Consider the following 24,723-nt stretch of genomic DNA (forward strand, 5'->3'; position numbering starts at 1 on the left):
GGCCATTTCTATTGCCCAGGTACGCGAGCTAATCCCACGCCGGCGCGAAGCCTGGATTGACGCAGCGGCGATCCTTCGGCAACGCCGCGATCTTCTTGCGGTCGGCATCGTCGAGCGTGATCTTCAGCGCATCGAGGTTGGCCTGCTGGCTCTCGCGGCGCGAGGCCTTCGGGATCGCAGCGACACCGTCCTGGTCGAGCAGCCATTTCAGCGCGACCTGCGCGGCGGTCGCGTCGTGCCTGGCGCCGATCTCGGCCAGCACCGGATCCGAGGCAACCCGCCCCTGCGCCAGCGGACAATACGCGACGAGCGGGATCGATTTCGCCGCGAGATAGGCCAGCACCTTCGATTGATCGAGCATGGCGTGATATTCGACCTGATTGCAGGCGATCGGCGCCCTGACGTCCTCGACCGCGAGCTTGAGCAGCGCCGTGGTGAAATTGGCGACGCCGATGGCGCGCGTGCGGCCCTCCTCCTTCAGCTTGATCAAGGTTTCGAACACCGCGCCCCAGTTCGCGGATTTTGAGGGCCAGTGCACGAGATAGAGGTCGACATGGTCGAGCCTGAGCTTGTTCAGGCTGGTGTCGAAGGCGCGCCGGATCGCGTCCGGCGTGAGGTTTTCGTGCCAGACCTTGGTCGTGACGTGAAGCTCGCCACGCGGCAGGCGGGACGCGGCGATGGCCGATCCGATCGGCTCCTCATTGGCGTACATCTCGGCGGTGTCGATGTGGCGATAGCCGATCGACAGCGCGCTCTCGACCGCGGCGCGGCAGGCATCGCCCTGCATGCGAAAAGTGCCGAGGCCGAGCTTGGGCATGCTGATGCCCTGGGTCTTCAGATTGTCCATGGACAGGCTCCTGAGGTATTGCACCCGCCGGACGCGCGGCGAGGCCGCGTGAGCAGATCTTTCGGTGATGGAAAAGAGACGGCGGGAGCAAGCAGCATAGCCCGACGAGGGCGGCGCGGCCAATCAAGATCGGGTTAGCGACCTACGAATGCTGCGCCACCATGGCCGGTCGCGGTTGCGGCTGCGGCGCGATGTCGACCGACCAGAGGCTGCGGTTATCGACGTCCTTCAAAGTCACCGTCATGACGCCGCTGCGGCCGTCGATGTCGACACGGCCAAAGAATTGCAGGCCGAAACAAGGCGCCAGATTCTCACCCTGCGCCGCGCTGCAGCCGTTCTGGTACATCGCGACGGGCCCAAAGGTGTTATCGAGCTCGGCCGGGCCCCAGGTCCCGGCATGCAGCGGGCCGGAGACGAACTCCCAGAACGGCTCAAACTCCTGGAATTGCGCCCTGTTCGGATCATAATGATGCGCGGCGGTGTAGTGCATGTCGGCGGTGAGCCAGACGATGTTGCGCACACCGGCGCGCTTGACGGAGCCAAGAAGATCGGCGATCTCGTGCTCACGTCGATCGGGCGGCCCGTCGCCGAGCGCGACGGCATCCAGGCTGATCAGACCGATCGGCAGGTCGGCCGCGATCACCTTCCAGGTCGCGCGCGAGGCGGCAAGCTCGCGCTTCAGCCAGGCGAGCTGTTCGGCACCAAAGATCCAGCCGCGCCGGTCGCTGCCCCTGTTCCAGCTATCGTCGCGATAGCTGCGCATGTCGATCATGAAGATGTCGAGCAGCGGGCCATAGGCGATCTTTCGATAAACCCGTCCCTGCTGCGCGCCGATATCGCGGATCGGCATGAAGTCGAAGAAGGCACGGCGGGCGCGGGCGACCAGGCGCGGGGTGCCGTCATCCTCAAAGCCTGCGTGATCGTAGCTGCCGGTCGGCGACCAGTCGTTGGTGACCTCGTGGTCGTCCCATTGCGCGAGCATCGGCACTTCCGCGTGGAAGGCGCGAAAGTTCTCGTCGAGATGGTTGTATTTGTAATTGCCGCGAAACTGCGCCAGCGTGTGCGCGACTTCGGACTTTTCCTCGATCACGAGGTTGCGCCAGGTCTCGCCGTTCGGCAGCTTCTGCTCTGACGGAATCGTGCAGTCGGCGTAGATGTGATCGCCGGAATGGATGAAGAAATCGGGGCGGTTGTCCAGCATGGTGCGATAGCCGCGATAGCCGCCGCGCGCGATGTCGATGCCCCAGCCCTGCCCCGCGACGTCGCCGGACCACACGAACGAGATCGACCGGCCGGCGGCCGGCGCGGTGCGGAAATGGCCGATGCGGCTCTCGCCGCGAAGGCCGGTTGCGATATCGTCGAAGCGGACGCGGTAAAAGACGTCCTGTCCCGGCGGCAGATCGTTCAGCAGCAGCTTTGCGGTGAAATCGCCATCCGCCAGCGCATCGCGCGAAGCCGACGCAATGATGGTCTTGAAACTCTCGATGGTCGAGCACTCCACATGCATCCGTGCGGCCCGGTCCGCGCGCGCCCAGACCACGGCGGAGCCATCGCAGACGTCGCCGGACTGAATCCCGCCGGCGACCTGCGGACGGTCGGCGGCGCGGCTGAGATACGGGGTTGCGAGCGTGCCGAGTGAGGCAACCGCCAAGCTTGAAGTCGAACGGACCAGGAATTGCCGCCGGGTCCATGCGCGCGAAGCGCGGAGCGTTGCCATTCAGAAACCTTCGTCGAATCACGACGGAAGGTGCCTGCGCTCCTTAACCTCCAGCTTACGGTTTGTTGACTCCCCGCCGACGATTTTGCGACGCGAAGATGACGGGCGAGGTGAAGCGGCCGCAGCGTCGCTGCCTAGCGCGGAATGGGTTTAGGTTAAATCGACTGCCGCAGGTCGTTCACCTCTCCCGCAAGCGGGAGAGGGAGCGCACCTGCCTTGGAGCAATCAAATCTGATCCCATCCCGCCTAGCGCTTCCAGTTGCAGATGCCGCCGGTGCGGCAGGGCCAGGTCTGGATGCGGGTGTCCATCGCCTGTGCGTCGAGCGGGTTGCCGTGACGATGCGCCAGCTTCGCGCGGGCTGCGCCGCGCGGCTGCGCGCTCTTCGCATGCGCGGCCTTCGGCTCGGCCACACGGACGCGCTCGGCGGCCACCTTCTTCGGCACGTCGACGGGCTCCGCGCGCGCCTGCGCCTCGTTGCCGCCGCGCGCCTCGAGGGCGACCGGTGCGAACCGCGTCTCGGGCCCGAGCCGCTTCGGCGAGAGCACGGCCCTGGAGAGATCGAGACCGAGATATTCGTCTGGCTTGTAGTCGTCAGCGCGAGCGATGCCGCCCCATGCGATGACGAGGGCAACGGCAATTGCAAAAGAACCGCTTTTCAGGACCACGGTCGCCTCCTGAAATTCCAATATGAAAGGGGTAATTTACCCCTATTTAGGACGCATCGCGCGTAATTCCAGCGGCCAGGTGCCGCCGTGGTTAAGAAGTTTGGCGGTGTCAGGCGACCTTTCGCGTCGCCCCCGTCCCGTCCAGGAAACCCATCAAGCGGCTGCGAATGATCTGTTCCGCCTCTTCCATGATCCGATCGATGAGTTCCTTGCAGGAGGGGATGTCATGGATCAACCCTGCGACCATGCCGCAACTCCAGGCGCCGGCGTCCATCTGGCCTTCCAGCATGATCTTGGGGTAGACGCCCGCAACCTGGTCGTGGATGTCGTCGATCTTCAGCTTGTCGCCCTTCTCGCGCTCGATCTCGATGAGACGATCGACGTTGGCATTTCTGAGCACGCGCTCGGTATTGCGCAAGCTGCGCATGATCAGGCGGGTATCGAGCTCGGTTGCCGCGACCAGCGCGTTCTTCACGTTCTGATGCACCGGCGCCTCCTTGGTGGCGATGAAGCGCGTGCCCATGTTCATGCCGGCTGCGCCCAGCGACAATGCCGCGACCAGGCTGCGCCCGTCGGCCATGCCGCCCGAGGCGACGAACGGGATCTTCAATTCCTCCGCTGCGCGCGGCAGCAGGATCATGTTGGGAATGTCGTCCTCGCCGGGATGACCGCCGCACTCGAAGCCGTCGACGCTGACGGCGTCGCAGCCGATGCGCTGGGCCTTCAGCGAGTGGCGGACCGAGGTGCATTTGTGGATGACCTTGATGCCGGCGGCCTTCAACGCCGGCATGTAGGCTTCAGGGCTGCGGCCGGCGGTCTCCACCGCCTTGATGCCGCCCTCGACGATGGCGGCGATGTATTCCGGATAAGGCGGCGCCGAGAAGGCCGGCAGGAAGGTAAGGTTCACGCCGAACGGCTTGTCGGTCATGTCGCGGCAGCGCGCGATCTCCTTGGCGAGCAGCTCCGGCGTCTTCTGGGTGAGACCGGTGATGATGCCGAGCCCGCCGGCATTGGAGACAGCGGCGGCCAGCTCGGCAAAGCCGACGAAATGCATGCCGCCCTGGATGATGGGATGTTCAATGCCGAACAGCTCGGTGATCGCTGTCTTCACTTGGTTTCTCCTCCCGGAATTCGCTTCTGTTGGAGGCAGTCTAGCCGGACTTTTGCGACGCGGTCACCATTTCTCTCCCAATGGGCGGATCTCCATTTCAAAGGTCCAGGCGCTCTTCGGATGCTGGTAGAGCTGCCAACAGGCGTCCGCGACCGAGGACGGCGGCATCAAGAGATCGGGATTATCAAGCGCATCGGGCCCGAGGATCTCACCGCAGGCGGCCTCGATATCCTTCACCAGCGGCGCCAGCTTGTCGCCGTTGCGGCGGCCGGTGCTGCTCTCATACCGTCATTGCGAGGAGCCCTTGCGACGAAGCAATCCAGAATTCTTCTCCGCCGAGGGAATCTGGATTGCTTCGCTGCGCTCGCAATGACGCAAGCGGCGGCGGGCATGCCTCAATGCCCCGCACTGGCGCACCCAGCTTGATCGGCCGCAGCACGGCCGCCGTGCTCGATCAGGCGGCAGCATGGTTCCGGCCATGCCAACGCGCCGCCGTCATTCGTGATCGCCCTGCCAAAAAAGGAAGCGCGGCATCACGCCGCGCTCGTCTCGATAGTCTGAGAGGAGCAGCTGTCTCAGTGCGTCTTCGTCCGATGCCATTTCTCGAGATCGGGCTTCACCTCGTCCGATCCCTGCTCCTTTTCCGGGTTGCCCTTCCAGGGCTTGTCCGTCTGTCTGTGCGAACCCCAATCATTCTGATCACGGGGATCGTCGGTAGGGCGTTCCTTGCTCATCGGTTGATCCTTCCGCTACACGAACGGGACGCCGTAATAGGCATTGATTCCGCGCACGGCCGCCTCATCGCGCCAGTTCCATTCGGTCTTCTCGCCGTATCTCGGAGCACCTTCCAGATCCTTGGCCGTGATCGCGGTAATGTAGCCGCCAAGTTCGGTGTCGTATTTGAGGGATTGCCAGGGCAACGGATAATGATCATTGCCGAGGCCGAGGAATCCACCGAAACCAAGCACCGCGTAGGAGACCTTGCCGCTGATCTTGTCGATCATCACCCGTTCGATCGAACCGATCTTGTTCCGATCGGCGCCGAAGACCGATGTTCCCTCGACCTTGTCGCTTCCGATCAGCCGGCCCATTTCGTCGCGGTCCAGTTCGCCCTGATTCAGCATCGTCATTCTCCACTCAGTCATATGTGAATCAATCGCGAGGGGGCCGCGATCGTTCCGGACGTGTTCCCGGAGCGCGCCAGGAACATCGCAGGAAAGGAGCCGTTCTCTGAGCTCACACACTCAGCCAGGGTTTCGCACGATGTCCCAGACCGTCTCCGACTTCATCGTCCAGCGTCTGCATCAATGGGGCGTGCGCCACGTCTTTGGCTATCCCGGCGACGGCATCAACGGCGTGTTCGGCGCGATGAACCGGGCCGAAGGCAAGATCGGCTTCATCCAGGCCCGGCACGAGGAGATGTCGGCCTTCATGGCCACCGCTTACGCGAAATTCTCTGGGGAACTCGGCGTCTGCATTGCGACCTCGGGCCCCGGCGCCTCGCATCTCATCACCGGGCTCTACGATGCGTTGCTCGATCATCAGCCGGTGCTGGCGATCGTCGGCCAGCAGGCCCGCAATGCCCTCGGCGGGCACTACCAGCAGGAGCTCGACCTGCTCTCGATGTTCAAGGACGTCGCCGGAGCCTACGTCATGCAGGCATCCTCGCCTGCACAAGTGCGGCACCTGATTGATCGCGCGGTTCGGATCGCGCTGGCGCGGCGGACCCCCACCGTGATCATCCTGCCCAACGACCTGCAGGAGGAGCCTTACGAAAGCCCGCCGCGCGCCCACGGCACGCTGCATTCCGGCATCGGCTACAGCGCACCCAGCATCACGCCGCGCGAGGCCGATCTCGATCGCGCCGCGGAGGTCCTCAATGCCGGCAAGAAGGTTGCGATGCTGGTCGGCGCCGGCGCGCTTGGCGCCACCGACGAGGTGATCGCCGTCGCCGACCGGCTGTCGGCCGGCTGCGCCAAGGCACTGCTCGGCAAGGCGGCGCTGCCCGACGATCTGCCGTGGGTCACCGGCGCGATCGGCCTGCTCGGCACCGAGCCCAGCTACAACATGATGATGGAATGCGACACGCTGCTGATGGTCGGCTCGGCCTTTCCCTATGCCGAATTCCTGCCGAAGGAAGGCGCCGCACGCGGCGTGCAGATCGACATCGACGCGAGCATGCTGTCGATCCGCTTTCCCATGGAGGTCGGCCTCGTCGGCGATGCCGCGGAGACACTGCGCGCATTGTTGCCGCGACTGAAAGCCAAGGCCGACGGCGCCTGGCGCCAGCGGATCGCAGATGACGTCACCAAATGGTGGAAGACGCTGGATGGCCGCGCACATCAGCCGGCGGCGCCGGTCAATCCGCAGCTCGTCGCCTGGGAATTGTCCCCGCGCCTGCCCGAGCGCGCGATCGTCACCAGCGATTCCGGCTCCTGCGCAAACTGGTTCGCACGCGACCTGAAGATGCGGCGCGGCATGATTGCCTCGCTCTCCGGCGGCCTCGCCTCGATGGGTGCCGCCGTGCCCTATGCGCTCGCCGCGAAGTACGCCCATCCGGATCGGCCAGTGATCGCCCTCGTCGGCGACGGCGCGATGCAGATGAACAACATGGCCGAATTGATCACCGCGGCGAAGTACTGGCGCAACTGGAAGGATCCGCGCTTCATCGTCTGCGTCTTCAACAACGAGGACCTCAACCAGGTGACCTGGGAGCAGCGTGTCATCAATGGCGATCCCAAGTTCGAGGCCTCGCAGCGCATACCGGACGTCCCCTATTCCAGGTTCGCAGAAATGATCGGCCTGCGCGGCATCTTCGTCGACAGTCCGGAGCAGCTCGGCTCGGCCTGGGAGCAGGCACTGGCGAGCACGATGCCCGTGGTGCTGGAGGTGAAGACCGATCCCGAAGTGCCGCCGCTGCCGCCGCATATCACGCTGCAGCAGGCCAAGAACTTCTCCCTCGCCCTGCTGAAGGGCGATCCGAACGAAGCTGGGATGATCAAGGGAGCGGCGCGGCAGGTGCTCGAAACGATCCTGCCCGGAAAGGAATGAGGTGAACCATGAGCGACTTCCGCGATATCCAGCACGGCGTCAACGATCCCGTCGATGGCGTCGACGTAAAACGCCACTTCAACGACAACACGACGCCGCACCAACGCGCGCAGCGCCATGCCGACGTGCGTGCCGACGCCACGGCCGACGCCGCCGAGCCCTTTCTGCCCGAGCGGCTTCGGCGCAAACCGACCGACCCCATCAATCCGCGCACCGGGCGGCATCCCGCAGATTAGCCGTTAGGAACAACGGCCCCTGCGACGTGTTGATCGGCGCCAACATCGCGCGGCATGAGGCCGCGCATCCGAAAGGAGGGACCGAACATGAAACGTGCCGTCATCGTCCTCGCCTGCGTACTCTTCGCTGGCCCTGCGCTCGCCCAATCGCTGGGCGAGAAGACCGGCGTCAATTCGGCGCTCGGCGTCGCACCTTCCACCCCCGACTTCGTCAAGCAGGTCGCGATCAGCGACATGTTCGAGATCGAGTCGAGCAAGCTTGCCCAGCAGAAGGGCAACGCGCAGGAGAAGAGCTTTGCGCAGCAGATGATCACCGATCACACAAAGACCAGCACCGAGCTCAAGGGCCTGGTCGGCGACAAGAAGATCCAGGCCACGCTTCCGACGGAGCTCGACAGCTCACACCAGAGCAAGCTCGACAAGCTCAAGAGCGCGACCGGCAGGGACTTCAGCTCGGACTACAATTCCTATCAGGTCAGCGCTCATGAAGACGCCGTGTCGCTGTTCGAGCGTTACGCCAAGGGCGGCGACAATGCCGAGCTCAAGAATTGGGCCGGCAAGACGCTCCCCGCCCTGAAGCACCATCTCGACATGGCCAAGGAGCTCGGCAAGGCGCCGAGCGTCGGCCAGTCCAAGTAACGGGGTTCACCGGGGAGGCCGCCGCGCGGCGTCCTCCTCGTCCCGCAACGATGTCCGCCAACGGGTGATACGCGACACGGCACGTCACAGGAACATTCATTGTCATACAGAATTTACACGACGGTCACGAAAAATATCTCGCCAGACCGATGGCACTTGTAAAAGTAAAACCCACTCGGATCGATCAGGCGATCGCAAGCGAAATTGCGCGCGACACCAATTCAGGCATAGAGCAAGCCGCCCAGACTCTGACCTGGGCTGCGGACGAGCACGTGCTGCTCGCGCTCGCTGCGGCTGGATGGCTCTACGCCCAGATCCGGCGGCCCGAAGCGCGCCCTGCGGCAAATCATGTGTTGGCAGTCTCGTTGGCAACTGCGGTGCTGCCGCACCTGCTCAAGTCCCTGTTTGACCAGATCAGGCCCGACCGACTGACGCTGCTGGGTCATGCACACGGCGTTCCCATCTCGGGGCGGTCCCGCGATGCGTTCCCTTCCGGCCATGCCTTGCACATGGGCGCGCTGGCCTCGGCGGCCGGGCTGCTGAGCTCCGTGCCACGCCGGCTGGTGCGCTCAACTGCCGTGGCCCTGTCATTGACGCGCGTCGTCGTGCTCGCGCACTGGACCAGCGACGTGGTGGCAGGCTTCGCGCTTGGCGTGATCGTCGAGCGGCTGTTGAGGCCGTTCACGCTGGCGAAGCGGCCGCCTCAAGCCTCGTGGATACGGCCATGACCGAATATCTCGTGCGCTTCATCGCCGGCGGTCTGATCGTCTCCGCTTTCGCGATCTTGGGCGACATGCTGCGGCCGAAGAGTTTTGCCGGGCTGCTTGGCGCGGCGCCGTCGGTTGCGCTGGCCACGCTCAGCATTGCCGTCGTCCAGCACGGCCCGCAATATGCCGCCGCCGAGAGCTGGACGATGATCTACGGCGCCATCGCGCTCGCCTGTTACAGCCTCGCCGTCTGCCATCTCCTGATAAGGTTTCATCTCGCCGCATTGCCGGCCACCGTCGCTGCTTTTGCGGTATGGCTCGTCGTCGCCTTCGGTCTGCTCGCTGGCTTCGGAGGTGCGGCCTGATGCTGGTCAAGCTGTCTTCATCGGCGCTCAAACAGACGCGATGGTACGAGTATGGTGTTCGCTTTTTGCTCGGCGGGCTGGCAACGGTCGTTACGGGGGCCGTAAGCTCACGATTCGGCGTCTCCGTCGGCGGGCTCTTCCTCGCGCTTCCCGCCATCTTCTGCGCCAGCGCCACGCTGATCGAAAGCCATGAGCGCCGCGCCAAGGAGAAGGCCGGCCTCAGCGGACGCAGGCGCGGGCAGCAGGCCGCGGCGCTCGATGCTGCGGGTGCCGGCCTCGGAAGCATCGGTCTCGCAGCATTCGCCGCGGTCTTCTACGTCGTGGTGTCGACGACCGCGATCGGCGCATTCGTCGCCGCCATTCTGGTATGGGCGGCGGTTGCGGTCTCGGCGTGGTGGTTGAGGCGAAAGCTTCGCATCACCTCCCGCGCCGCGCGGACCGAGCGCATCGCGCATTCAGCGAGGCGCCGCGGCACCGTCCCGTAACATCAACGTCTCGGCTCAGACCGTCTTCGCATCCTCCGTCCGCGGGGGGTTGCAGCCCCGGGCTGTTGGCCCAGCGCTCGACTTGCTCGATGACCTTCTGGTGGCTTGGACGAACCGGTTTGGAGGCTTCCGGCTCTTGGGAAAGCTTGCGGGGCAACCTGACTTCGTCCGTCATGGCTTCTCTCCCTTCTTCAGGAAAATGCGCCACCGGGTCACTCGCCCTCTCATGGAACCCGCGCCGGGGTTAGTTCGTTGAGTAACCTACTCAACCTACTCAATTTGTGTGAACGACCATGAACGAGCTTCGCGCTGAGCGCCTTCAGGTCATGCTCTCACCGGAAGAATTGGCCGCCGTTGACGATTTCCGGTTCAAACACCGCATGCCGACGCGGGCGGCAGCGGTCCGCGATCTTCTCAGGTTCGGACTGGCCGCCGCGGGCGTCGAGGCGGGGGCCGGTGTGAAGTCCAGCAGCTTCGGCGTATTCGGCCGCGGACCGGACGGACACACCCACGGAGATCCAGAGGGCGGCAACGGGACTGAGCCGTAGACGCCGGCCACAAGCAAACGACCCCGGCACGGTGGGTGCCAGGGCCGTCCTTGGAGATTGCTTCCGGCGCACCGGGGGCATGCCAACCGGAAGCAACCTGTCGACTCCACGCCCGAGGATTCGTTCCCCGCGCGAAAGCTGGAGTTCGGTCTGAAGCGCGATGCGATCAGGATGGATCATTCATCGCGCTTTAGGTTGTTGTTTAAGCATGATCTTTTCGGAAAACCGCTGCGCACTTTTCCGGATCATGCTTTAGCCGCTCGGCGCGCCGCCGGAATCATCCGGCGTCATGCCGGAGCCAGGCGTCTTGCTGTTATCGTTCAGCTTCGGATCGCGCGTCGCTTCCCGCGAGGGGGAACCTTTCGGATCCGCCTTATGCACGGACTGTGCACGCTGCTTGTCGCGAGGCTGCTCCTCAGCGCGCTTGTCCTTGACGATGCCGTGGTCGGAATGGGCCATGATGTGCCTTCGCCTCTCGTGATGTCTCGAAGCGCTTACGCACTGCGGCGTCGAATGTTCCGGCTTGGTCCTAAAGCATGATCCGGAAAAGTGCGTAGCGGTTTTCCGAAAAGATCATGCTCAAACAACAACCTAAAGCGCGATGACGATTCTTCCTGATCGCATCGCGCTTTAGCTGTGCGTCGCATGGACCGCGGCCGATGCACTCCCCAGATGCACCTGGCGCACCGTCGTTACCGTCGCAAACGCGACCGAGACGCCAAAGGCGAAAATCAGGGAAAGCAGAACCAGACGTGGAGCCATCGCAAACCTCCTACTGGAATCGAAAACCGACGCGATTGACTATTTCCCGATCATCCTGGATTGGTCGCTTGCATTCCGTGAGCGGTCTCACACCGAATCACCAAGCGGAGAACGCTCACGCGTCCCGCTGTTGAGGGAAGCGACCCGGAACGGGCGGGACCTCGCCATCCAGCCAATCCTGCTCGTGAGCCAGGGCCGTCCAGGCGTCCGCCATACGCGAATAGCGCTTGTGCGCGGGTTGTCCTTCGGCGCGCTCGGCGAGCTGAAGGCAATTGTCGGCATTGTCTCTGAAGATGTCAGACTGTTTCATGGAAAGGACGTGGGGACGGAACTCCCGGGTCGCAATGGCCCTTACCGCATCGTAACGTTCAGGGAACTTCGCCCGCCATCCGCAGTTGATATCGATGCGAGTTCTCGTCGCCATCATGATGGCATTCATCAGCACTGTTGCGCTTGCCGACAGCACCGGTGCACGAAAGCCTCCCGACCGCCCGCCGAGCGCAACCGACGTCATCAGCGGCCTCTACAATTTCAGCCGTTTTCAGCAGGGTCTACTGGAGAGCACCGATCTGAAGGGCAACGCCGAGGTCAAGCACCTCGCCGCCTTGCGCGCCGAGGAAGCGGCCAAACGCGACAAGGCGCTGAAGCAGATTCAGGAGACGATCGGCGCCGAGCCCCGCGTCGGCAAGACGACGCCCGTCGCCGCCAGCCTGATCGAACCCGAAACTTCGGACGGACCGAGCTACGTCCGAAGCTTCTATGCCTCGCAGATTCCCGAATATGAATCGGCCATCAAGCTGCTCGAAAGCTATCTGAAGGCGCCCGACAACATTGCGCTCGCGGCCTTCGCGCGCGAGCTGCTGCCGGTGCTGCGCGCGCAGGTCAAGGATGCCGAGCGGACCATGGCGGACAAGTAGTCCCCCTATTTGTCGTTCGGACGATGCTGCTGGCTCTCCGGCCGCACGGTGCGGTTGCTCTCCGGCATCCTGTCCCGGCCCGCATCGCCATTGTCGTCCTTGCCGCCCGAAGATGAGGTCCCGCTTCCGCTAGGGTTGGAGCGGGCTGCCCTTCCCGTGGTCGGGGAATCCGCCTTGGGGTTGGCCGAGCTGGCGGCGGGGTCGCCGGTCACCGCCCCGCGACCGCTGGGGGCGCCGCCCTGGGCCAAGGCCGCCCCGGCAAACAGCACGACGATCGTCGCGGCAAGTCCTGCTTTCATGTCCATTCTCCCTCTGCGCGCGGGCTAACCGCGAAGCGCGGCGCTCCGTTCCGAAGGGGGACCGGTGACACCGCAGGCCCCGCGTCGTCTGTTTTTCGAAGCCGTGTGGAACCAAATCAGGGGTTTGCGGTTAATGGCGTTGGGCTGAGCAAGACAGGTTCCATTTCCTCGCGCCGCAACCTTGGCGCTTGATTTCGAATTTGGCTGACGCTCTATTTTGACCAATTGCGTCTTGCCTTGGATTCGGGCGACGCCTGCGGGGGAAAATAAGTATGAGCGACCTCGATCCCGGAACTGCATCACGCTCCGGTCGTCGCGTCCCAAAGCCAAAAACCAATGGTTTGTCTGATCCGGATTCCCGGGCCGAATTGCTGCTGGCCCTGCAGGCCATGCGCAGCGGCGATTTCTCGGTGCGCATGAGCGGCGACTATCTCGGCATCGACGGCAAGATCGCCGACACTTTTAACGAAATCATCGCCGCCAACCAGCGCATGGCGCAGCAACTCGAGCTGGTGGGCCAGGTGGTCGGCCGCGAAGGCAAGACCCGGCAGCGCGTGAAATTCGGCCTCGCCTCGGGCTCCTGGGCCGACATGGAAGGCTCCGTCAACACGCTGATCGACGATTTGCTGTGGCCGACGCGCGAGGTGACGCGCGCGGTCGCGGCCGTCGCGCAGGGTGACCTGCTCCAGACCGTCAAGCTCGACGTCGACGGCCGTCCGCTGCGCGGCGAGTTCCTGCAGTCGGCGACCATCGTCAACACCATGATCAAGCAGCTCGGCGTGTTCACCTCCGAGGTGACGCGCGTGGCGCGCGAGGTCGGCACCGAAGGCAAGCTCGGCGGCCAGGCCCAGGTGCCTGAGGTGACCGGCGTCTGGAAGGACCTCACCGAGAGCGTCAACTCGATGGCGAACAACCTGACCAACCAGGTTCGCAACATCGCCGAGGTGACGATCGCGGTCGCCAACGGCGACCTCTCCAAGAAGATCACGGTCGACGTCCGCGGCGAGATCCTGCAACTCAAGGAAGCCATCAACACGATGGTGGACCAGCTCCGCTCCTTCGCCTCCGAAGTGACGCGCGTGGCGCGCGAGGTCGGCACCGACGGCAAGCTCGGCGGCCAGGCCATCGTGCCCGGCGTCGCCGGCACCTGGAAGGACCTGACCGACTCCGTCAACGCGATGTGCGGCAACCTGACCGCACAAGTGCGCAACATCGCCAACGTCACCACCGCCGTGGCGCGCGGCGACCTGTCGCGCAAGATCACGGTGGACGTGCGCGGCGAGATCCTGGAGCTGAAGGACACCATCAACACCATGGTGGACCAGCTCAACTCCTTCGCTTCGGAAGTGACGCGCGTGGCGCGCGAGGTCGGCACCGAAGGCAAGCTCGGCGGCCAGGCCCAGGTGCCCGGTGTCGCCGGCACCTGGAAGGACCTCACCGACAACGTCAACTTCATGGCCTCGAACCTCACCGCGCAGGTCCGCAACATCGCCGACGTCGCAACCGCCATCGCGAGCGGCGACCTCTCGAAGAAGATCACGGTGAACGTCTCGGGCGAAATCCTTCAGCTGAAGGAGACGCTCAACACCATGGTCGACCAGCTCAACGCCTTCGCCGGCGAAGTCACGCGCGTCGCCCGCGAGGTCGGCACCGAGGGCCGGCTCGGCGGACAGGCCAACGTGCTCGGCGTCGCCGGCACCTGGAAGGACCTCACCGAGAGCGTCAACTCGATGGCGTCGAACCTCACCGCGCAGGTCCGCAACATCGCCGAGGTGACGACCGCGGTCGCCGGCGGCGACCTGTCGAAGAAGATCACGGTCGACGTGCGCGGCGAGATCCTGGAGCTGAAGGACACCATCAACACCATGGTGGACCAGCTCAACGCCTTCGCCGGCGAAGTCACGCGCGTTGCCCGCGAAGTCGGCACCGAAGGCAAGCTCGGTGGCCAGGCCGTCGTGCGCGGCGTCGGCGGAACCTGGAAGGATCTCACCGACAGCGTCAACTCGATGGCCTCGAACCTGACCGGCCAGGTCCGCAACATCGCCGAGGTCGCGACCGCGGTCGCCAAGGGCGATTTGTCGAAGAAGATCACGGTGAACGTCTCGGGCGAAATCCTTCAGCTGAAGGAAACCCTGAACACCATGGTGGACCAGCTCAACGCTTTCGCCGGCGAAGTGACGCGCGTCGCCCGCGAGGTCGGCACCGACGGCAAGCTCGGCGGCCAGGCCGGCGTGCCCGGCGTCGCCGGCACCTGGAAGGACTTGACCGATTCCGTGAACTCGATGGCGGGCAACCTCACCGCCCAGGTCCGCAACATCGCCGAAGTCGCGACCGCGATCGCCGGCGGCGACCTGTCGCGCAAGATCACCGTGGACGTGCGCGGCGAGATCCTTCAGCTCAAGGACACGCTGAACACGATGGTCGACCAGCTCAACCGCTTCGCGGGCGAGGTGACGCGCGTGGCGCGCGAGGTCGGCACCGAAGGCCGCCTCGGCGGTCAGGCCAACGTGCCCGGCGTCGCCGGCACCTGGAAGGATCTCACCGACAGCGTGAACTCGATGGCGGGCAACCTCACCGCCCAGGTCCGCAACATCGCCGAAGTGACCACCGCCGTGGCGCGCGGCGACTTGTCGCGCAAGATCACCGTCGACGTGAAGGGCGAAATCCTCGAGCTCAAGAACACCATCAACACCATGGTGGACCAGCTCAACGGCTTTGCCGGCGAGGTGACCCGCGTGGCGCGCGAGGTCGGCACCGAGGGCAAGCTCGGCGGCCAGGCCGAGGTGCCCGGCGTCGCCGGCACCTGGAAGGACCTCACCGACAACGTCAACTTCATGGCCTCGAACCTCACCGCCCAGGTCCGCAACATCGCCGAGGTCGCGACCGCGATCGCCGGCGGCGACCTGTCGAAGAAGATCACGGTGGACGTGCGCGGCGAGATCCTGCTGCTCAAGGACACCTTGAACACGATGGTCGAGCAGCTCCGCTCCTTCGCCGCCGAAGTGACGCGCGTCGCCCGCGAGGTCGGCACCGAGGGCCGGCTCGGCGGTCAGGCCGTCGTCCCCGGCGTCGGCGGCACCTGGAAGGACCTCACCGACAACGTCAACCTCCTGGCGGCGAACCTCACCACACAGGTCCGCAACATCGCCGAGGTGACCACGGCGGTCGCGCGCGGCGACCTCTCCCGCAAGATCACCGTCGACGTCAAGGGCGAAATCCTCGAGCTGAAGAACACCATCAACACCATGGTGGACCAGCTCAACGCCTTCGCCGGCGAAGTGACGCGCGTGGCGCGCGAGGTCGGCACCGAAGGCAAGCTCGGCGGCCAGGCCCAGGTGCCGGGCGTCGCCGGCACCTGGAAGGACCTCACCGACACCGTGAACTTCATGGCGGCCAACCTCACCGAGCAGGTGCGCGGCATCGTCAAGGTCGTCACGGCCGTCGCCAACGGCGATCTGAAGCAGAATCTCACCGTCAAATCGAAGGGCGAGGTCGCGGCCCTCGCCGACACCATCAACAACATGACCGAGACGCTCGCCACCTTCGCCGACCAGGTGACATCGGTGGCGCGCGAAGTCGGCGTCGAAGGCCGGCTCGGCGGTCAGGCCAACGTGCCGGGCGCCGCCGGCACCTGGAAGGACCTCACCGGCAACGTCAACCTGCTCGCCGCCAACCTTACCTCGCAGGTGCGCGCGATCGCCGAGGTCGCGACCGCCGTCACCAAGGGCGACCTGACGCGATCGATCCAGGTCGACGCCCGCGGCGAGGTGGCCGAGCTGAAAGACAACATCAACACGATGATCACGAATCTCCGTCTCACCACGGACGTGAACACCGAACAGGACTGGCTGAAGACCAATCTGGCGAAATTCACCAACATGCTGCAGGGCCAGCGCGATCTCGCCACCGTCGGCCGGCTGCTTCTCACCGAGCTGTCGCCGCTGGTGAACGCGCATACCGGCGTGATCTACCAGGTCGAGAGCGAGGACAATCCGCAGCTCCTGCTGCTGGCTTCCTATGCCAGCGACGGCATCTATCCGTATCCCCGCGTGCTGCAGTTCGGCGAAGGCCTGATCGGCCAGTGCGCGCTCGACAAGCGGCCGCGCGTCGTCGGCGAGATTCCATCCGACGTGGTGCCGATCAACTCGGCGCTGTTCCGCGTCGCGCCGAAGAACCTCGTCGTGCTGCCGGTGCTGTTCGAAGGCCAGGTCAAGGCTGTGATCGAGCTCGCCTCGCTCGTCTCCTTCACGACCTCGCAGATGACGTTCCTGGAGCAGCTCACCGACTCCATCGGCATCGTGCTCAATTCGATCGAAGCGACGATGCAGACCGAAGGCCTGCTCAAGCAGTCGCAGCAGCTCGCCGGCGAGCTCCAGACCCAGCAGCGCGAATTGCAGCAGACCAACGACCAGCTCGAGCAGAAGGCGCAGCAGCTTGCCGAGCGCAACGTCGAGGTCGAACGCAAGAACCAGGAGATCGAGCAGGCCCGCCGCGCCCTGGAGGAGAAGGCGACCGAGCTCGCCCTGACCTCGAAGTACAAGTCCGAATTCCTCGCCAATATGAGCCACGAGCTGCGCACGCCGCTGAACTCGATCCTGATCCTGGGACAGCAGCTCACCGACAATCCGGACGGCAACCTCACGGCCAAGCAGGTCGAATTCGCCCGCACCATCCACGGCGCCGGCACCGACCTGCTCAATCTCATCAGCGACATTCTGGATCTGTCCAAGATCGAATCCGGCACGGTGACGGTCGACGCCGAGGAAATCCTGACCGCCAACCTGCTCGAGACCGTCGGACGGCCGTTCCGGCACGAGGCGGACAACCGCAATCTGTCGTTCAAGATCGACGTCGATCCGACCCTTCCGCGCAGCATCGTCACCGACTCCAAGCGGCTGCAACAGGTGCTGAAGAACCTGCTCTCCAACGCTTTCAAGTTCACCGCCGAAGGCGAGGTGCGCCTGAAGGTCACCGCCGCGGTCGGCGGCTGGGGAACGGATCACCCGGTGCTGAACTCCGCACCGGCCGTGATCGCGTTCGAAGTGTCCGATACCGGCATCGGCATTCCCCTGGAGAAGCAGAAGCTGATCTTCGAGGCGTTCCAGCAGGCCGACGCCGGCACCAGCCGCAAATACGGCGGCACCGGTCTCGGACTTGCGATCAGCCGCGAACTCGCCAGCCTGCTCGGCGGCGAGATCCATCTGCGCAGCTCGCCGGGCAAGGGCTCGTCGTTCACGCTTTATCTGCCGCTCAAATATTCCGGTCCGACGCTCGCGCCGCGCGCGGCGCCTGCGCCGCAGCAACACGGCCAGCCGCCGGCGCTACAGACGGCCGCGCCCGACCAGCAGCGCGTCATCGAGCAGCTTCCCGACGACCGGCTCAACATCGAGCCCGGTGACACCATCCTCCTGATCGTCGAGGACGATCCGCACTACGCCCGCGTGCTGGTCGATCTGGCCCGCGACAAGGGCTTCAAGGTGCTTGTCGCCGCCCGCGGCGCGGAGGCGCTCGAACTCGCCAAGCAATACCAGCCGAGAGCCGTCTCGCTCGACATTTTCCTGCCTGACATGCTCGGGTGGACCGTATTGAGCCAGCTCAAGCACAATCCGCTGACCCGCCACATCCCCGTGCAGATCATCACGCTGGACGAGGACCGCCAGCATGCGCTGGCGCGTGGCGCGTTCTCCTTCGTCAACAAGCCGACGACGACCGAAGGCGTTTCCGCGGCGCTGACCCAGATCAAGGAATATGCCCGGCCGCGGCGCAAGCGGCTGTTGATCGTCGAGGACAACGAGGCCGAGCAGCTCTCGATCCGCGAGCTGCTGCATCACGACGACATCGAGATCGTCACGACGGACACCGGCGCCGGTGCGCTCTCGACGTTGCGCCAGACGCCCTGCGACTGCGTGGTGCTGGACCTCCGCCTGCCCGACATGAGCGGCTTCGAGGTGCTGGATCAGATCCGCAACGACGAGGCGCTGTCGAACGTTCCGGTCGTCGTCTTCACCGGCCGCGAGCTTTCGGCCGAGGAGGACGCGGAACTCCACACCATGGCGCGCAGCATCGTGGTCAAGGGCGTGGAATCGCCAGAACGGCTGCTCGACGAGACCGCACTGTTCCTGCACCGCGTGATCACCGAGCTTCCGGTCGAGAAGCAGCGCATGCTGGAGAAGCTGAACAGTTCCGACGAGGACCTGATCGGCAAGACGGCCCTGCTCGTGGACGACGACGCCCGCAACATCTTCGCGCTGTCGAGCGTGCTGGAACGGCGCGGCATGAAGGTGCTGACGGCCACGACCGGCAGCGAGGCGGTGACGCTGGTCGAATCCAATCCGGAAATCGCCATCGTGCTGATGGACATCATGATGCCGCAGATGGATGGATATCAGACCATCGGCGTCATTCGCGAAAACCCGGCTTTCGCCCGCCTTCCGATCATCGCGCTGACCGCCAAGGCGATGAAGGGTGATCGTGAGAAGTGTCTGGAGGCCGGCGCGTCCGACTATCTCGCCAAACCCGTCAACACCGATCAATTGCTGCTTGCGATCCGCATGTGGCTGCACCGCTGAGTTGGATCCGCATATGGACCACGAAAAGGTCAACATCCTCCTCGTCGACGACCAGCCCGCCAAGCTGCTCGCCTATGAGGTGATCTTGAAGGATCTCGGCGAGAACCTCGTGATCGCCTCGTCGGGGCGCGAGGCGCTGGAAGTGCTGCTCAAGACCGAGATCGCAGTGATCCTGGTCGACGTCTGCATGCCCGAGCTCGACGGCTTCGAGCTCGCCGCGATGATCCGCGAGCATCCACGCTTCCAGAAGACCGCGATGATCTTCATCTCCGCCATCCAGGTCAGCGACATCGACCGGTTACGCGGCTACGAGATGGGCGCGGTCGACTACGTGCCGGTACCGGTCGTGCCGGAAGTCCTGCGCGCCAAGATCAAGGTGTTTGCCGAGCTCTACCGCAAGACCCGCGAGCTCGAACGGCTGAACCAGGAGCTTGAGGATCGCGTCCGCGCACGCACGGCGGAACTGGAGAACTCCACCGCAAAGCTGCGCGAGAGCGAACAACGGCGCAGCATGGCGATCGCGGCCGGCAAGATGGGATCCTGGGATTGGGACTGGATCAGCGGCGATTGGATGTGGGACGAAGGGCAGTATCGCATCTTCGGCGTCAGCCCCGAGAGCTTCGAGGTCAACCCGGCCAACGTTCAAGCGCTGTTGCATCCCGACGACGTCGATCAATTGCGCAAGGCGATCGCCGAGTTCAACAGGGGCACGCGGGCCTACGAGACCGAGTTCCGCATCATGCGGCCCGACGGAGAAGTGCGCTGGTGCGTCGGCACGGCGGCGGCGACGGTGGACGATAGCGGTCGCGTCGTCCGCGTCAGCGGCGTCACCGTGGACATCACCGAACGCAAGCGTGCCGAGGAACGGCAGAATCTGCTGGCGCGGGAAGTCGATCATCGCGCCAAGAACGCGCTGGCGCTGGCGCAGTCGATCGTGCGTCTCACCCGGGCCGACGAGGTCAAGGCCTATGTCAACGCCGTCGAGGGCCGCATCAACGCGCTGGCGCGCGTGCACACCATCCTGTCGCTGTCGAGCTGGCAGGGTGCCGAGCTCTCCAGGCTGATCGACGAGGAGCTGGCGCCCTATTCGCTCGGCGGCCAGATCATATTGGCAGGTCCGCAGGTCCAGTTGCTGCCGGCCACGGCCCAGACGCTGGCGCTTGCCCTGCACGAGCTCTTCACCAACTCGGCCAAGTACGGTGCCCTCTCGACCAGGTCGGGGCGGCTCACGATCGGCTGGCAGGTCGAGGACCAATTGCTGACGCTGAGCTGGGAGGAATCGGGCGGTCCGCTCGTCATGACTCCGAAATCGCGCGGCTTCGGCACGCGAAGCCTGCTGGCGAGCGTGGAGTCCCAGCTCGGCGGACAAGCGCGGTTCGATTGGCGAGCCGAGGGCCTGTTGTGCCGCCTGGAGGTGCCGTTGACCCGCAAGCCGGCGGCGACGCCCCTATCCGAGAAGTTCGAGGACACCGGCTCGGCCGAATTGCAGCGCGCATCCGGCTAGCTAGCCGGACGCGGCGCTCGTCATGCGTCGCGGCGTCCGCAGTTCGCGCGCAACCCGTCCCTCGAGCCAGGCTTCCGTCTGGGCGAGATCGCGTAATGCCCTGGCGTAGCGGCGCGCCGCGCTTCGCTCCGCCCCGCGCGGCAGCTTGCGGGCCTTGCGAAGAATGTCCGCGGCCGCGTTGCGATAGGCCAGCGAGCGGTAAAGAAAGACCACCTTACCCATATCGATGCTCCCCGTGTTGCCGGACCTCATCCTGGCAAACCCGGCATGAACGTCGGATGAAGCCGGCGATGAAATTCCTTCATTCATCTGGAACCAGCGAATTGTCGCCCGCGTTTGCATGCCAAATCGGGATGCAGTTCCCATGCGCACAAAGAAGTCGTCAGACCTGATCTCTGCGACCGGCCTCATCAAGCTGATGACGCATACATTGATGGGTGCCGCCCTCGGCCTCGCCTTCAGTCTCGCGCTGATCCTGTGCAATCCCGCCGTCGCCAGCCTGCTGAATAACGGCGGAAGCCAGGCCGCGATCGTCTTCGCTCTCACATTGGTGACGACCTTCGCGATCGGCGCGACGCTCACCGGCGTCGTGTTCATCCTCACCGAGGACAAGCAATCTTGAAGCGGCGCTGAGGCGCGGAGCGAACTTTGCTGGGAACTCCTGCCTGAGTGGCGGTCGGCTACCTGCGTCAATTTAACTCACCGGATCAGACCACGGCGGGACGCCAGCTCATTGCGGCCGGCGTGTATCAGTGCTGAGCCCGCGGCCCGCAGCATTCGTCTTCACGAGATGCTCGAGCTGGGACGCTTGCGTCCGATCAGAAGTTGGGCCGTAGCATCGTCGAGACCCGCGCGCTGCAATTGCCGGATGGCAGAGCCCAGTTCGAGAATCTCGGCGCGTAACCTCAAGATCCGGTAAGTGTCCGGGCCCTCATCCACGGCGCCCCCTCAAAGATTTCAGCGGCGCGTGGCCGCGCGCCCGGGAATACCGACTGTCTTCACGAGACGAAGGCGCACCCGGTCGTGGACGTCGGGCAGGACATCGCCGCCGCCGGCCGCCTTCCATTCGCCGATCAGCAAGTTGATCTTTCGGCGCAGATCCATCTGCGCCAGAGCCTGTTCGGTGCAATCGCGATCCCCGTTGATGCGATCACGCACGGAAGCCTCGACGTCGGCCATCTCCAGCCTCAAGGCGCTGATTTTACGTCGAATTTCATTAATTCTGTTGTCCATGACTTGTTAGAACAAAATAAGAACATATAGTCAAGCCACGATTTGAAGACGGAGACGACGGATGCAGGTTCAGGGTAAATACGACGCCAGGATCTTTCTCGCCGCGCAGATGACCCGGGCGCAGGGGCTGAGGCTGAAACGGTTGAGCGAGGAGGCCTATCAGCCCGCACAATATGCGCGCGATCTGTCCTTCACCGAGGCCGCGCGGCGCATCCAGGTGCTGGAAGCGGAGATCGAGCTGGCGAACTCCTTCTAAAGCATGATCCGGAAAAGTGCGCAGCGGTTTTCCGAAAAGATCATGCGCAAACAATAACCTAGAGCGCGATGACGATTCTTCCTCATCTCATCGCGCTCTAGGCTTTCGCCTGGAACGTCGTGCGCTGCTTCGGAACCATGCCTGTGTCGAACGGTTCTCCCCGGCCAAGGGAGAACATGCATGGCACGCAAGGCAAAGAAACGCCGCTACTCGCGCAGCTCCGGCAGCGACGTCGAAAGCGAGATGCGCCGCTACAAGAAGGGCACCGCCAAGAGCGGTCGCAAAGGCCGTGGCGGACGCGTGAAGAGTCGCAAGCAGGCGATCGCGATCGGGCTGTCGAAGGCGCGCAAGAAAGGCAAGAAGGTCCCGAAGAAAGCTGCGAAGAAGAAGTCCTCCAAGAAGCGGACGACCAAGAAGGCGGCCAAGAAATCGTCCAAGAAATCGTCGAAGCGCAAATCCAGCAAGCGTTGACGCTGACCCGGCTCAGATCATGCTGCCCGGCATGAAGCAGCGGATCGAGACCCCGAAAGCGGTCTTCACCGGCCACACCATGGTGCGGCCGGCGCGGTTCGGCTCGGTGATTACGGCTTCGTCCGGCACCTCGATCCACTCGCCGTCGAGACGCACGCGATAACGTCCGTTGTGCGATTCCCAGTCGGGATCGGCGACGGCAAAACCGTCGGCGTCCGAGCAGCACGGACCGAGGTGGCTGCGCAGGCTGTCGAACCACGGCTTGAGCGGCGAGTTCGCGTAGCGGCCGTCGTCACGACCGAGCGCGGTTCCACCCCAGAGCACCAACGGCGCCGCAAGCAGCGCACCCCTCAGCGAGAGCTTCAATCGATCCATGTCGGCACCGATCAAATCCGAACCACCGGCCAGTTCCACAAAGCGGCGGCAGGTTCGGAGTTCCACGCTTGCAACCCGTTCACGGCGTCATTGCCGCGGCGGACCTTGACCAAGTTCGAAGTGTTATGTGCGAACACGGCTTTTTCATATGAACCGGGTCACCAACCCTGCCGTTAACGAGAATGTTATCGATTGGCGTCGCAATTCTGTCGGTGAACGGAAAAGGCGGCCCGGAGGGCCGCCTTTTTGGTTTCTGCCGATAGATGTTCGCCTCAGGCGAGTGGCACCGCGACGAACCTCGTCGCCTCGGCGCTTCTGACCTGCAACAGCACGCTGCGCTTGCCGGACGCTTTGGCCTCCGCCAGCTCCGAGCGGACGTCGCCGACATTGGCAACGGCCTTGCCGCCGACATTGAGGATGACGTCGCCGGTCTGGATGCCGCGCTGCGCCGCCGGTCCTTGCGGATCGACCTCGGTGACGACGACGCCCTTCTGGCCAGCGCCCTGGACCTCGCCGGCCGGAGCAAGGCCGAGCCCGAGACGTGGCGCGCCGGCGCCCGGCTGCTCTCGGCCCTGGTCGGCACCGCCATTTGCTTTGGCCTGCCGCTCGTTCGGCAACTCGCCGAGGGCGAGCGTCAGCGTCCTGGTCGTGCCGTTGCGGAAGACGTCGAGCTTCACCGAGCTGCCCGGGGCCAGGGTGGCGATGGTACGGGCGAGTTCGCGGGAATCCTTGATCGCGGTGCCGTTGACGGCGGTGATGACGTCGCCCGCCGCGATGCCGGCCTTCGCCGCGGGGCTGCCGTCCTGCGGATTGTCGACGATGGCGCCGCGCGCCTCCTTCAGGCCCAGGCTGTCGGCGATGTCGGCCGTCACCGGCTGCACCTGCACGCCGAGCCAGCCGCGGGTCACCGCGCCCTTGTCCTTCAGCTGCGCGACGACGAGCTTTGCGGTCGAGGCCGGAATGTCGAAGCCGATGCCAACCGAGCCGCCGGAGGGCGAGAAGATCGCGGTGTTCACGCCGATCACGTTGCCGCTCATGTCGAAGGCCGGGCCCCCGGAATTGCCCTTGTTGATGGGCGCGTCGATCTGGATGAAGTCGTCGTAGGGACCGTTGCCGATGTCGCGGCCGCTGGCCGAGACGATGCCGGCGGTCACGGTGCCGCCGAGACCGAAGGGATTGCCGACCGCGACCACCCAGTCGCCGATGCGCGGCTTCTGGTCGGAGAATTTGACGAACGGAAAGTCCGTCTTGCCGTCGACCTTGATCAGCGCGAGATCGGTCTTCGGGTCGGTGCCGACGACCCTCGCGGTGTAGCTCGTGCCGTCATCCATCGTCACCTGCACCGACGCGGCCTGGTCGACGACGTGGTTGTTGGTCACGGCATAGCCGTCGGCGGAGATGAAGAAGCCGGAGCCTTCGCCGGTGATCATCTGATGGCGCTGGCGCGGCATGCCATTCGGGCCGCCGGGGAAGCGGAAGCCGAACTGCCGCGAGAACTGGTCGAACGGCGTCTCGCCGTCCTGATCCATCCGGTTCTGTTGCAGCATGGCGCTCTTGTCGTTGTCCTGGTCGATCCGGACCCGCACCGAGATGACGGCGGGCTTGACCTTGCTGACTAGGTCACCGAAGCCCGGCGGCGTCGCGGCGGATTCGGCGGCCTGGGCCGGCGCGATGAAGGAGCTCGGACCGAACTTTGAAGAGCCGGGAGAAGCCGCCAGCACGGCGACGCCGAGCGCGGCCACGGTGCCGAGCAGCGCGAGCCGGCGCGGCCTCAATATCTTGCGGGATGTCGGGGTGTCGGAATTGGCGCGATCGTTCATGTCTTAATGTCCATGTTGGGTAATTGTCGCCTTGCGTCCAACATGGACATCGTCACCTTACGGCGTCCCGTCCGTCCGATTAAATCTTGGCAAAGAACAAGCGATGGCTGCGGCAAGGTCGTCCCTCGCATTTGATGCAGCTCAA

The 24,723-nt window shown here is 64.5% G+C and carries 27 protein-coding genes and 2 pseudogenes; 13 read left to right on the top strand and 16 right to left on the bottom strand.

Features of this window, described 5'->3' with window-relative positions:
* Positions 1-28 precede the first annotated feature (28 nt).
* The 7 genes and pseudogenes from D6B98_RS09325 to D6B98_RS09350 form a co-directional block, all read right to left on the bottom strand.
* Positions 29-847 carry an aldo/keto reductase gene (locus tag D6B98_RS09325; protein WP_126256694.1) on the bottom strand — a complete coding sequence of 273 codons (819 nt, stop codon included), beginning with the start codon at positions 845-847 and terminating at the stop codon, positions 29-31.
* A gap of 142 nt (positions 848-989) precedes the next feature.
* A complete protein-coding gene (locus D6B98_RS09330) occupies positions 990-2,564 on the bottom strand; it encodes an alkaline phosphatase D family protein (protein WP_126256695.1) in 1,575 nt (524 codons plus the stop codon).
* Positions 2,565-2,810: 246 nt separating this feature from the next.
* Positions 2,811-3,230: a hypothetical protein gene (locus D6B98_RS09335; RefSeq protein WP_126256696.1), complete on the bottom strand. Its 420-nt coding sequence runs from the start codon at positions 3,228-3,230 to the stop codon at positions 2,811-2,813.
* A gap of 109 nt (positions 3,231-3,339) precedes the next feature.
* Complete coding sequence (locus D6B98_RS09340; protein ID WP_126256697.1) at positions 3,340-4,341, bottom strand: NAD(P)H-dependent flavin oxidoreductase; 1,002 nt, start codon at positions 4,339-4,341, stop codon at positions 3,340-3,342.
* A gap of 63 nt (positions 4,342-4,404) precedes the next feature.
* Positions 4,405-4,551, bottom strand: a pseudogene (locus D6B98_RS09345) (short-chain dehydrogenase); the annotation flags it as partial.
* 365 nt (positions 4,552-4,916) lie between these two features.
* Positions 4,917-5,075, bottom strand: a complete 159-nt coding sequence (locus D6B98_RS39770; protein ID WP_164718484.1) for a hypothetical protein — start codon at positions 5,073-5,075, stop codon at positions 4,917-4,919.
* Positions 5,076-5,090: 15 nt separating this feature from the next.
* Complete coding sequence (locus D6B98_RS09350) at positions 5,091-5,465, bottom strand: PRC-barrel domain-containing protein (RefSeq protein ID WP_126256772.1); 375 nt, start codon at positions 5,463-5,465, stop codon at positions 5,091-5,093.
* 139 nt (positions 5,466-5,604) lie between these two features.
* Between D6B98_RS09350 and D6B98_RS09355 the strand changes: the two genes are divergently transcribed.
* The 7 genes from D6B98_RS09355 to D6B98_RS09390 all read left to right on the top strand — a co-directional run bounded on the left by D6B98_RS09355 (position 5,605) and on the right by D6B98_RS09390 (position 10,372).
* Positions 5,605-7,392 carry a thiamine pyrophosphate-requiring protein gene (locus tag D6B98_RS09355; RefSeq protein ID WP_126256698.1) on the top strand — a complete coding sequence of 596 codons (1,788 nt, stop codon included), beginning with the start codon at positions 5,605-5,607 and terminating at the stop codon, positions 7,390-7,392.
* A gap of 8 nt (positions 7,393-7,400) precedes the next feature.
* Positions 7,401-7,628, top strand: coding sequence for a hypothetical protein (locus D6B98_RS09360; RefSeq protein WP_126256699.1), 228 nt, complete (start codon positions 7,401-7,403; stop codon positions 7,626-7,628).
* 87 nt (positions 7,629-7,715) lie between these two features.
* The gene (locus D6B98_RS09365; RefSeq protein ID WP_126256700.1) at positions 7,716-8,267 is read left to right on the top strand and encodes a DUF4142 domain-containing protein; all 552 of its coding nucleotides are present in this window, start codon (positions 7,716-7,718) and stop codon (positions 8,265-8,267) included.
* Positions 8,268-8,416: 149 nt separating this feature from the next.
* Positions 8,417-8,995: a phosphatase PAP2 family protein gene (locus tag D6B98_RS09370; protein WP_126256701.1), complete on the top strand. Its 579-nt coding sequence runs from the start codon at positions 8,417-8,419 to the stop codon at positions 8,993-8,995.
* The gene (locus D6B98_RS09375; RefSeq protein WP_126256702.1) at positions 8,992-9,339 is read left to right on the top strand and encodes a DUF3147 family protein; all 348 of its coding nucleotides are present in this window, start codon (positions 8,992-8,994) and stop codon (positions 9,337-9,339) included. The genes D6B98_RS09370 and D6B98_RS09375 overlap by 4 nt, the downstream gene beginning before the upstream one ends.
* Positions 9,339-9,824 carry a hypothetical protein gene (locus D6B98_RS09380; RefSeq protein ID WP_126256703.1) on the top strand — a complete coding sequence of 162 codons (486 nt, stop codon included), beginning with the start codon at positions 9,339-9,341 and terminating at the stop codon, positions 9,822-9,824. The genes D6B98_RS09375 and D6B98_RS09380 overlap by 1 nt, the downstream gene beginning before the upstream one ends.
* A gap of 293 nt (positions 9,825-10,117) precedes the next feature.
* The gene (locus tag D6B98_RS09390; protein ID WP_126256705.1) at positions 10,118-10,372 is read left to right on the top strand and encodes a hypothetical protein; all 255 of its coding nucleotides are present in this window, start codon (positions 10,118-10,120) and stop codon (positions 10,370-10,372) included.
* A 252-nt stretch (positions 10,373-10,624) separates the two neighbouring features.
* Here D6B98_RS09390 and D6B98_RS09395 read toward each other — a convergent pair whose 3' ends face one another.
* From D6B98_RS09395 to D6B98_RS09400, 3 genes are all read right to left on the bottom strand, one after another.
* A complete protein-coding gene (locus D6B98_RS09395) occupies positions 10,625-10,831 on the bottom strand; it encodes a hypothetical protein (RefSeq protein ID WP_126256706.1) in 207 nt (68 codons plus the stop codon).
* Between the two features lie 171 nt (positions 10,832-11,002).
* The gene (locus tag D6B98_RS41390) at positions 11,003-11,134 is read right to left on the bottom strand and encodes a hypothetical protein (protein ID WP_283810151.1); all 132 of its coding nucleotides are present in this window, start codon (positions 11,132-11,134) and stop codon (positions 11,003-11,005) included.
* A gap of 115 nt (positions 11,135-11,249) precedes the next feature.
* Entirely contained in the window at positions 11,250-11,444 is a 195-nt protein-coding gene (locus D6B98_RS09400) for a hypothetical protein (protein WP_126256773.1), read from the bottom strand.
* 94 nt (positions 11,445-11,538) lie between these two features.
* Here D6B98_RS09400 and D6B98_RS09405 point away from each other — a divergent pair, with 94 nt between their 5' ends.
* On the top strand, positions 11,539-12,051 hold the full coding sequence (locus D6B98_RS09405) for a DUF4142 domain-containing protein (protein ID WP_126256707.1): 513 nt from the start codon (positions 11,539-11,541) through the stop codon (positions 12,049-12,051).
* Between the two features lie 5 nt (positions 12,052-12,056).
* Here D6B98_RS09405 and D6B98_RS09410 read toward each other — a convergent pair whose 3' ends face one another.
* On the bottom strand, positions 12,057-12,350 hold the full coding sequence (locus D6B98_RS09410; RefSeq protein ID WP_126256708.1) for a hypothetical protein: 294 nt from the start codon (positions 12,348-12,350) through the stop codon (positions 12,057-12,059).
* A 272-nt stretch (positions 12,351-12,622) separates the two neighbouring features.
* Between D6B98_RS09410 and D6B98_RS09415 the strand changes: the two genes are divergently transcribed.
* Complete coding sequence (locus tag D6B98_RS09415) at positions 12,623-18,919, top strand: HAMP domain-containing protein (RefSeq protein ID WP_126256709.1); 6,297 nt, start codon at positions 12,623-12,625, stop codon at positions 18,917-18,919.
* 13 nt (positions 18,920-18,932) lie between these two features.
* Positions 18,933-20,423, top strand: coding sequence for an HWE histidine kinase domain-containing protein (locus D6B98_RS09420; protein WP_126256710.1), 1,491 nt, complete (start codon positions 18,933-18,935; stop codon positions 20,421-20,423).
* On the opposite strand, the gene D6B98_RS09425 is transcribed toward D6B98_RS09420, so the two are convergent.
* Positions 20,424-20,645, bottom strand: coding sequence for a hypothetical protein (locus tag D6B98_RS09425; protein WP_126256711.1), 222 nt, complete (start codon positions 20,643-20,645; stop codon positions 20,424-20,426).
* 142 nt (positions 20,646-20,787) lie between these two features.
* Between D6B98_RS09425 and D6B98_RS09430 the strand changes: the two genes are divergently transcribed.
* Complete coding sequence (locus D6B98_RS09430; protein WP_126256712.1) at positions 20,788-21,045, top strand: hypothetical protein; 258 nt, start codon at positions 20,788-20,790, stop codon at positions 21,043-21,045.
* 108 nt (positions 21,046-21,153) lie between these two features.
* On the opposite strand, the pseudogene D6B98_RS40810 reads toward D6B98_RS09430, so the two are convergent.
* A pseudogene (locus D6B98_RS40810) lies at positions 21,154-21,362 on the bottom strand (hypothetical protein).
* Between the two features lie 18 nt (positions 21,363-21,380).
* A complete protein-coding gene (locus D6B98_RS09440; RefSeq protein WP_126256713.1) occupies positions 21,381-21,602 on the bottom strand; it encodes a hypothetical protein in 222 nt (73 codons plus the stop codon).
* A gap of 115 nt (positions 21,603-21,717) precedes the next feature.
* Between D6B98_RS09440 and D6B98_RS09445 the strand changes: the two genes are divergently transcribed.
* Together D6B98_RS09445 and D6B98_RS09450 are read left to right on the top strand one after the other, a co-directional pair.
* A complete protein-coding gene (locus D6B98_RS09445; protein WP_126256714.1) occupies positions 21,718-21,912 on the top strand; it encodes a DUF3072 domain-containing protein in 195 nt (64 codons plus the stop codon).
* A gap of 180 nt (positions 21,913-22,092) precedes the next feature.
* Complete coding sequence (locus D6B98_RS09450; RefSeq protein WP_126256715.1) at positions 22,093-22,383, top strand: DUF6496 domain-containing protein; 291 nt, start codon at positions 22,093-22,095, stop codon at positions 22,381-22,383.
* 12 nt (positions 22,384-22,395) lie between these two features.
* Here D6B98_RS09450 and D6B98_RS09455 read toward each other — a convergent pair whose 3' ends face one another.
* A complete protein-coding gene (locus tag D6B98_RS09455; protein ID WP_126256716.1) occupies positions 22,396-22,758 on the bottom strand; it encodes a hypothetical protein in 363 nt (120 codons plus the stop codon).
* Between the two features lie 272 nt (positions 22,759-23,030).
* Complete coding sequence (locus tag D6B98_RS09460; RefSeq protein WP_126256717.1) at positions 23,031-24,578, bottom strand: Do family serine endopeptidase; 1,548 nt, start codon at positions 24,576-24,578, stop codon at positions 23,031-23,033.
* Positions 24,579-24,723 lie beyond the last annotated feature (145 nt).

The organism is Bradyrhizobium sp. LVM 105, from assembly GCF_003957705.1.
Classification (GTDB): Bacteria; Pseudomonadota; Alphaproteobacteria; order Rhizobiales; family Xanthobacteraceae; genus Bradyrhizobium; species Bradyrhizobium frederickii.

Bases quoted from the DNA above. Each gene is read 5' to 3' on its own strand.
- D6B98_RS09325 (WP_126256694.1), bottom strand. From the start codon at position 847: ATGGACAATCTGAAGACCCAGGGCATCAGCATGCCCAAGCTCGGCCTC.
- D6B98_RS09330 (WP_126256695.1), bottom strand. From the start codon at position 2,564: ATGGCAACGCTCCGCGCTTCGCGCGCATGGACCCGGCGGCAATTCCTG.
- D6B98_RS39770 (WP_164718484.1), bottom strand. From the start codon at position 5,075: ATGAGCAAGGAACGCCCTACCGACGATCCCCGTGATCAGAATGATTGG.
- D6B98_RS09350 (WP_126256772.1), bottom strand. From the start codon at position 5,465: ATGCTGAATCAGGGCGAACTGGACCGCGACGAAATGGGCCGGCTGATC.
- D6B98_RS09355 (WP_126256698.1), top strand. From the start codon at position 5,605: ATGTCCCAGACCGTCTCCGACTTCATCGTCCAGCGTCTGCATCAATGG.
- D6B98_RS09360 (WP_126256699.1), top strand. From the start codon at position 7,401: ATGAGCGACTTCCGCGATATCCAGCACGGCGTCAACGATCCCGTCGAT.
- D6B98_RS09365 (WP_126256700.1), top strand. From the start codon at position 7,716: ATGAAACGTGCCGTCATCGTCCTCGCCTGCGTACTCTTCGCTGGCCCT.
- D6B98_RS09370 (WP_126256701.1), top strand. From the start codon at position 8,417: ATGGCACTTGTAAAAGTAAAACCCACTCGGATCGATCAGGCGATCGCA.
- D6B98_RS09375 (WP_126256702.1), top strand. From the start codon at position 8,992: ATGACCGAATATCTCGTGCGCTTCATCGCCGGCGGTCTGATCGTCTCC.
- D6B98_RS09380 (WP_126256703.1), top strand. From the start codon at position 9,339: ATGCTGGTCAAGCTGTCTTCATCGGCGCTCAAACAGACGCGATGGTAC.
- D6B98_RS09390 (WP_126256705.1), top strand. From the start codon at position 10,118: ATGAACGAGCTTCGCGCTGAGCGCCTTCAGGTCATGCTCTCACCGGAA.
- D6B98_RS09395 (WP_126256706.1), bottom strand. From the start codon at position 10,831: ATGGCCCATTCCGACCACGGCATCGTCAAGGACAAGCGCGCTGAGGAG.
- D6B98_RS41390 (WP_283810151.1), bottom strand. From the start codon at position 11,134: ATGGCTCCACGTCTGGTTCTGCTTTCCCTGATTTTCGCCTTTGGCGTC.
- D6B98_RS09400 (WP_126256773.1), bottom strand. From the start codon at position 11,444: ATGAAACAGTCTGACATCTTCAGAGACAATGCCGACAATTGCCTTCAG.
- D6B98_RS09405 (WP_126256707.1), top strand. From the start codon at position 11,539: ATGCGAGTTCTCGTCGCCATCATGATGGCATTCATCAGCACTGTTGCG.
- D6B98_RS09410 (WP_126256708.1), bottom strand. From the start codon at position 12,350: ATGAAAGCAGGACTTGCCGCGACGATCGTCGTGCTGTTTGCCGGGGCG.
- D6B98_RS09415 (WP_126256709.1), top strand. From the start codon at position 12,623: ATGAGCGACCTCGATCCCGGAACTGCATCACGCTCCGGTCGTCGCGTC.
- D6B98_RS09420 (WP_126256710.1), top strand. From the start codon at position 18,933: ATGGACCACGAAAAGGTCAACATCCTCCTCGTCGACGACCAGCCCGCC.
- D6B98_RS09425 (WP_126256711.1), bottom strand. From the start codon at position 20,645: ATGGGTAAGGTGGTCTTTCTTTACCGCTCGCTGGCCTATCGCAACGCG.
- D6B98_RS09430 (WP_126256712.1), top strand. From the start codon at position 20,788: ATGCGCACAAAGAAGTCGTCAGACCTGATCTCTGCGACCGGCCTCATC.
- D6B98_RS09440 (WP_126256713.1), bottom strand. From the start codon at position 21,602: ATGGCCGACGTCGAGGCTTCCGTGCGTGATCGCATCAACGGGGATCGC.
- D6B98_RS09445 (WP_126256714.1), top strand. From the start codon at position 21,718: ATGCAGGTTCAGGGTAAATACGACGCCAGGATCTTTCTCGCCGCGCAG.
- D6B98_RS09450 (WP_126256715.1), top strand. From the start codon at position 22,093: ATGGCACGCAAGGCAAAGAAACGCCGCTACTCGCGCAGCTCCGGCAGC.
- D6B98_RS09455 (WP_126256716.1), bottom strand. From the start codon at position 22,758: ATGGATCGATTGAAGCTCTCGCTGAGGGGTGCGCTGCTTGCGGCGCCG.
- D6B98_RS09460 (WP_126256717.1), bottom strand. From the start codon at position 24,578: ATGAACGATCGCGCCAATTCCGACACCCCGACATCCCGCAAGATATTG.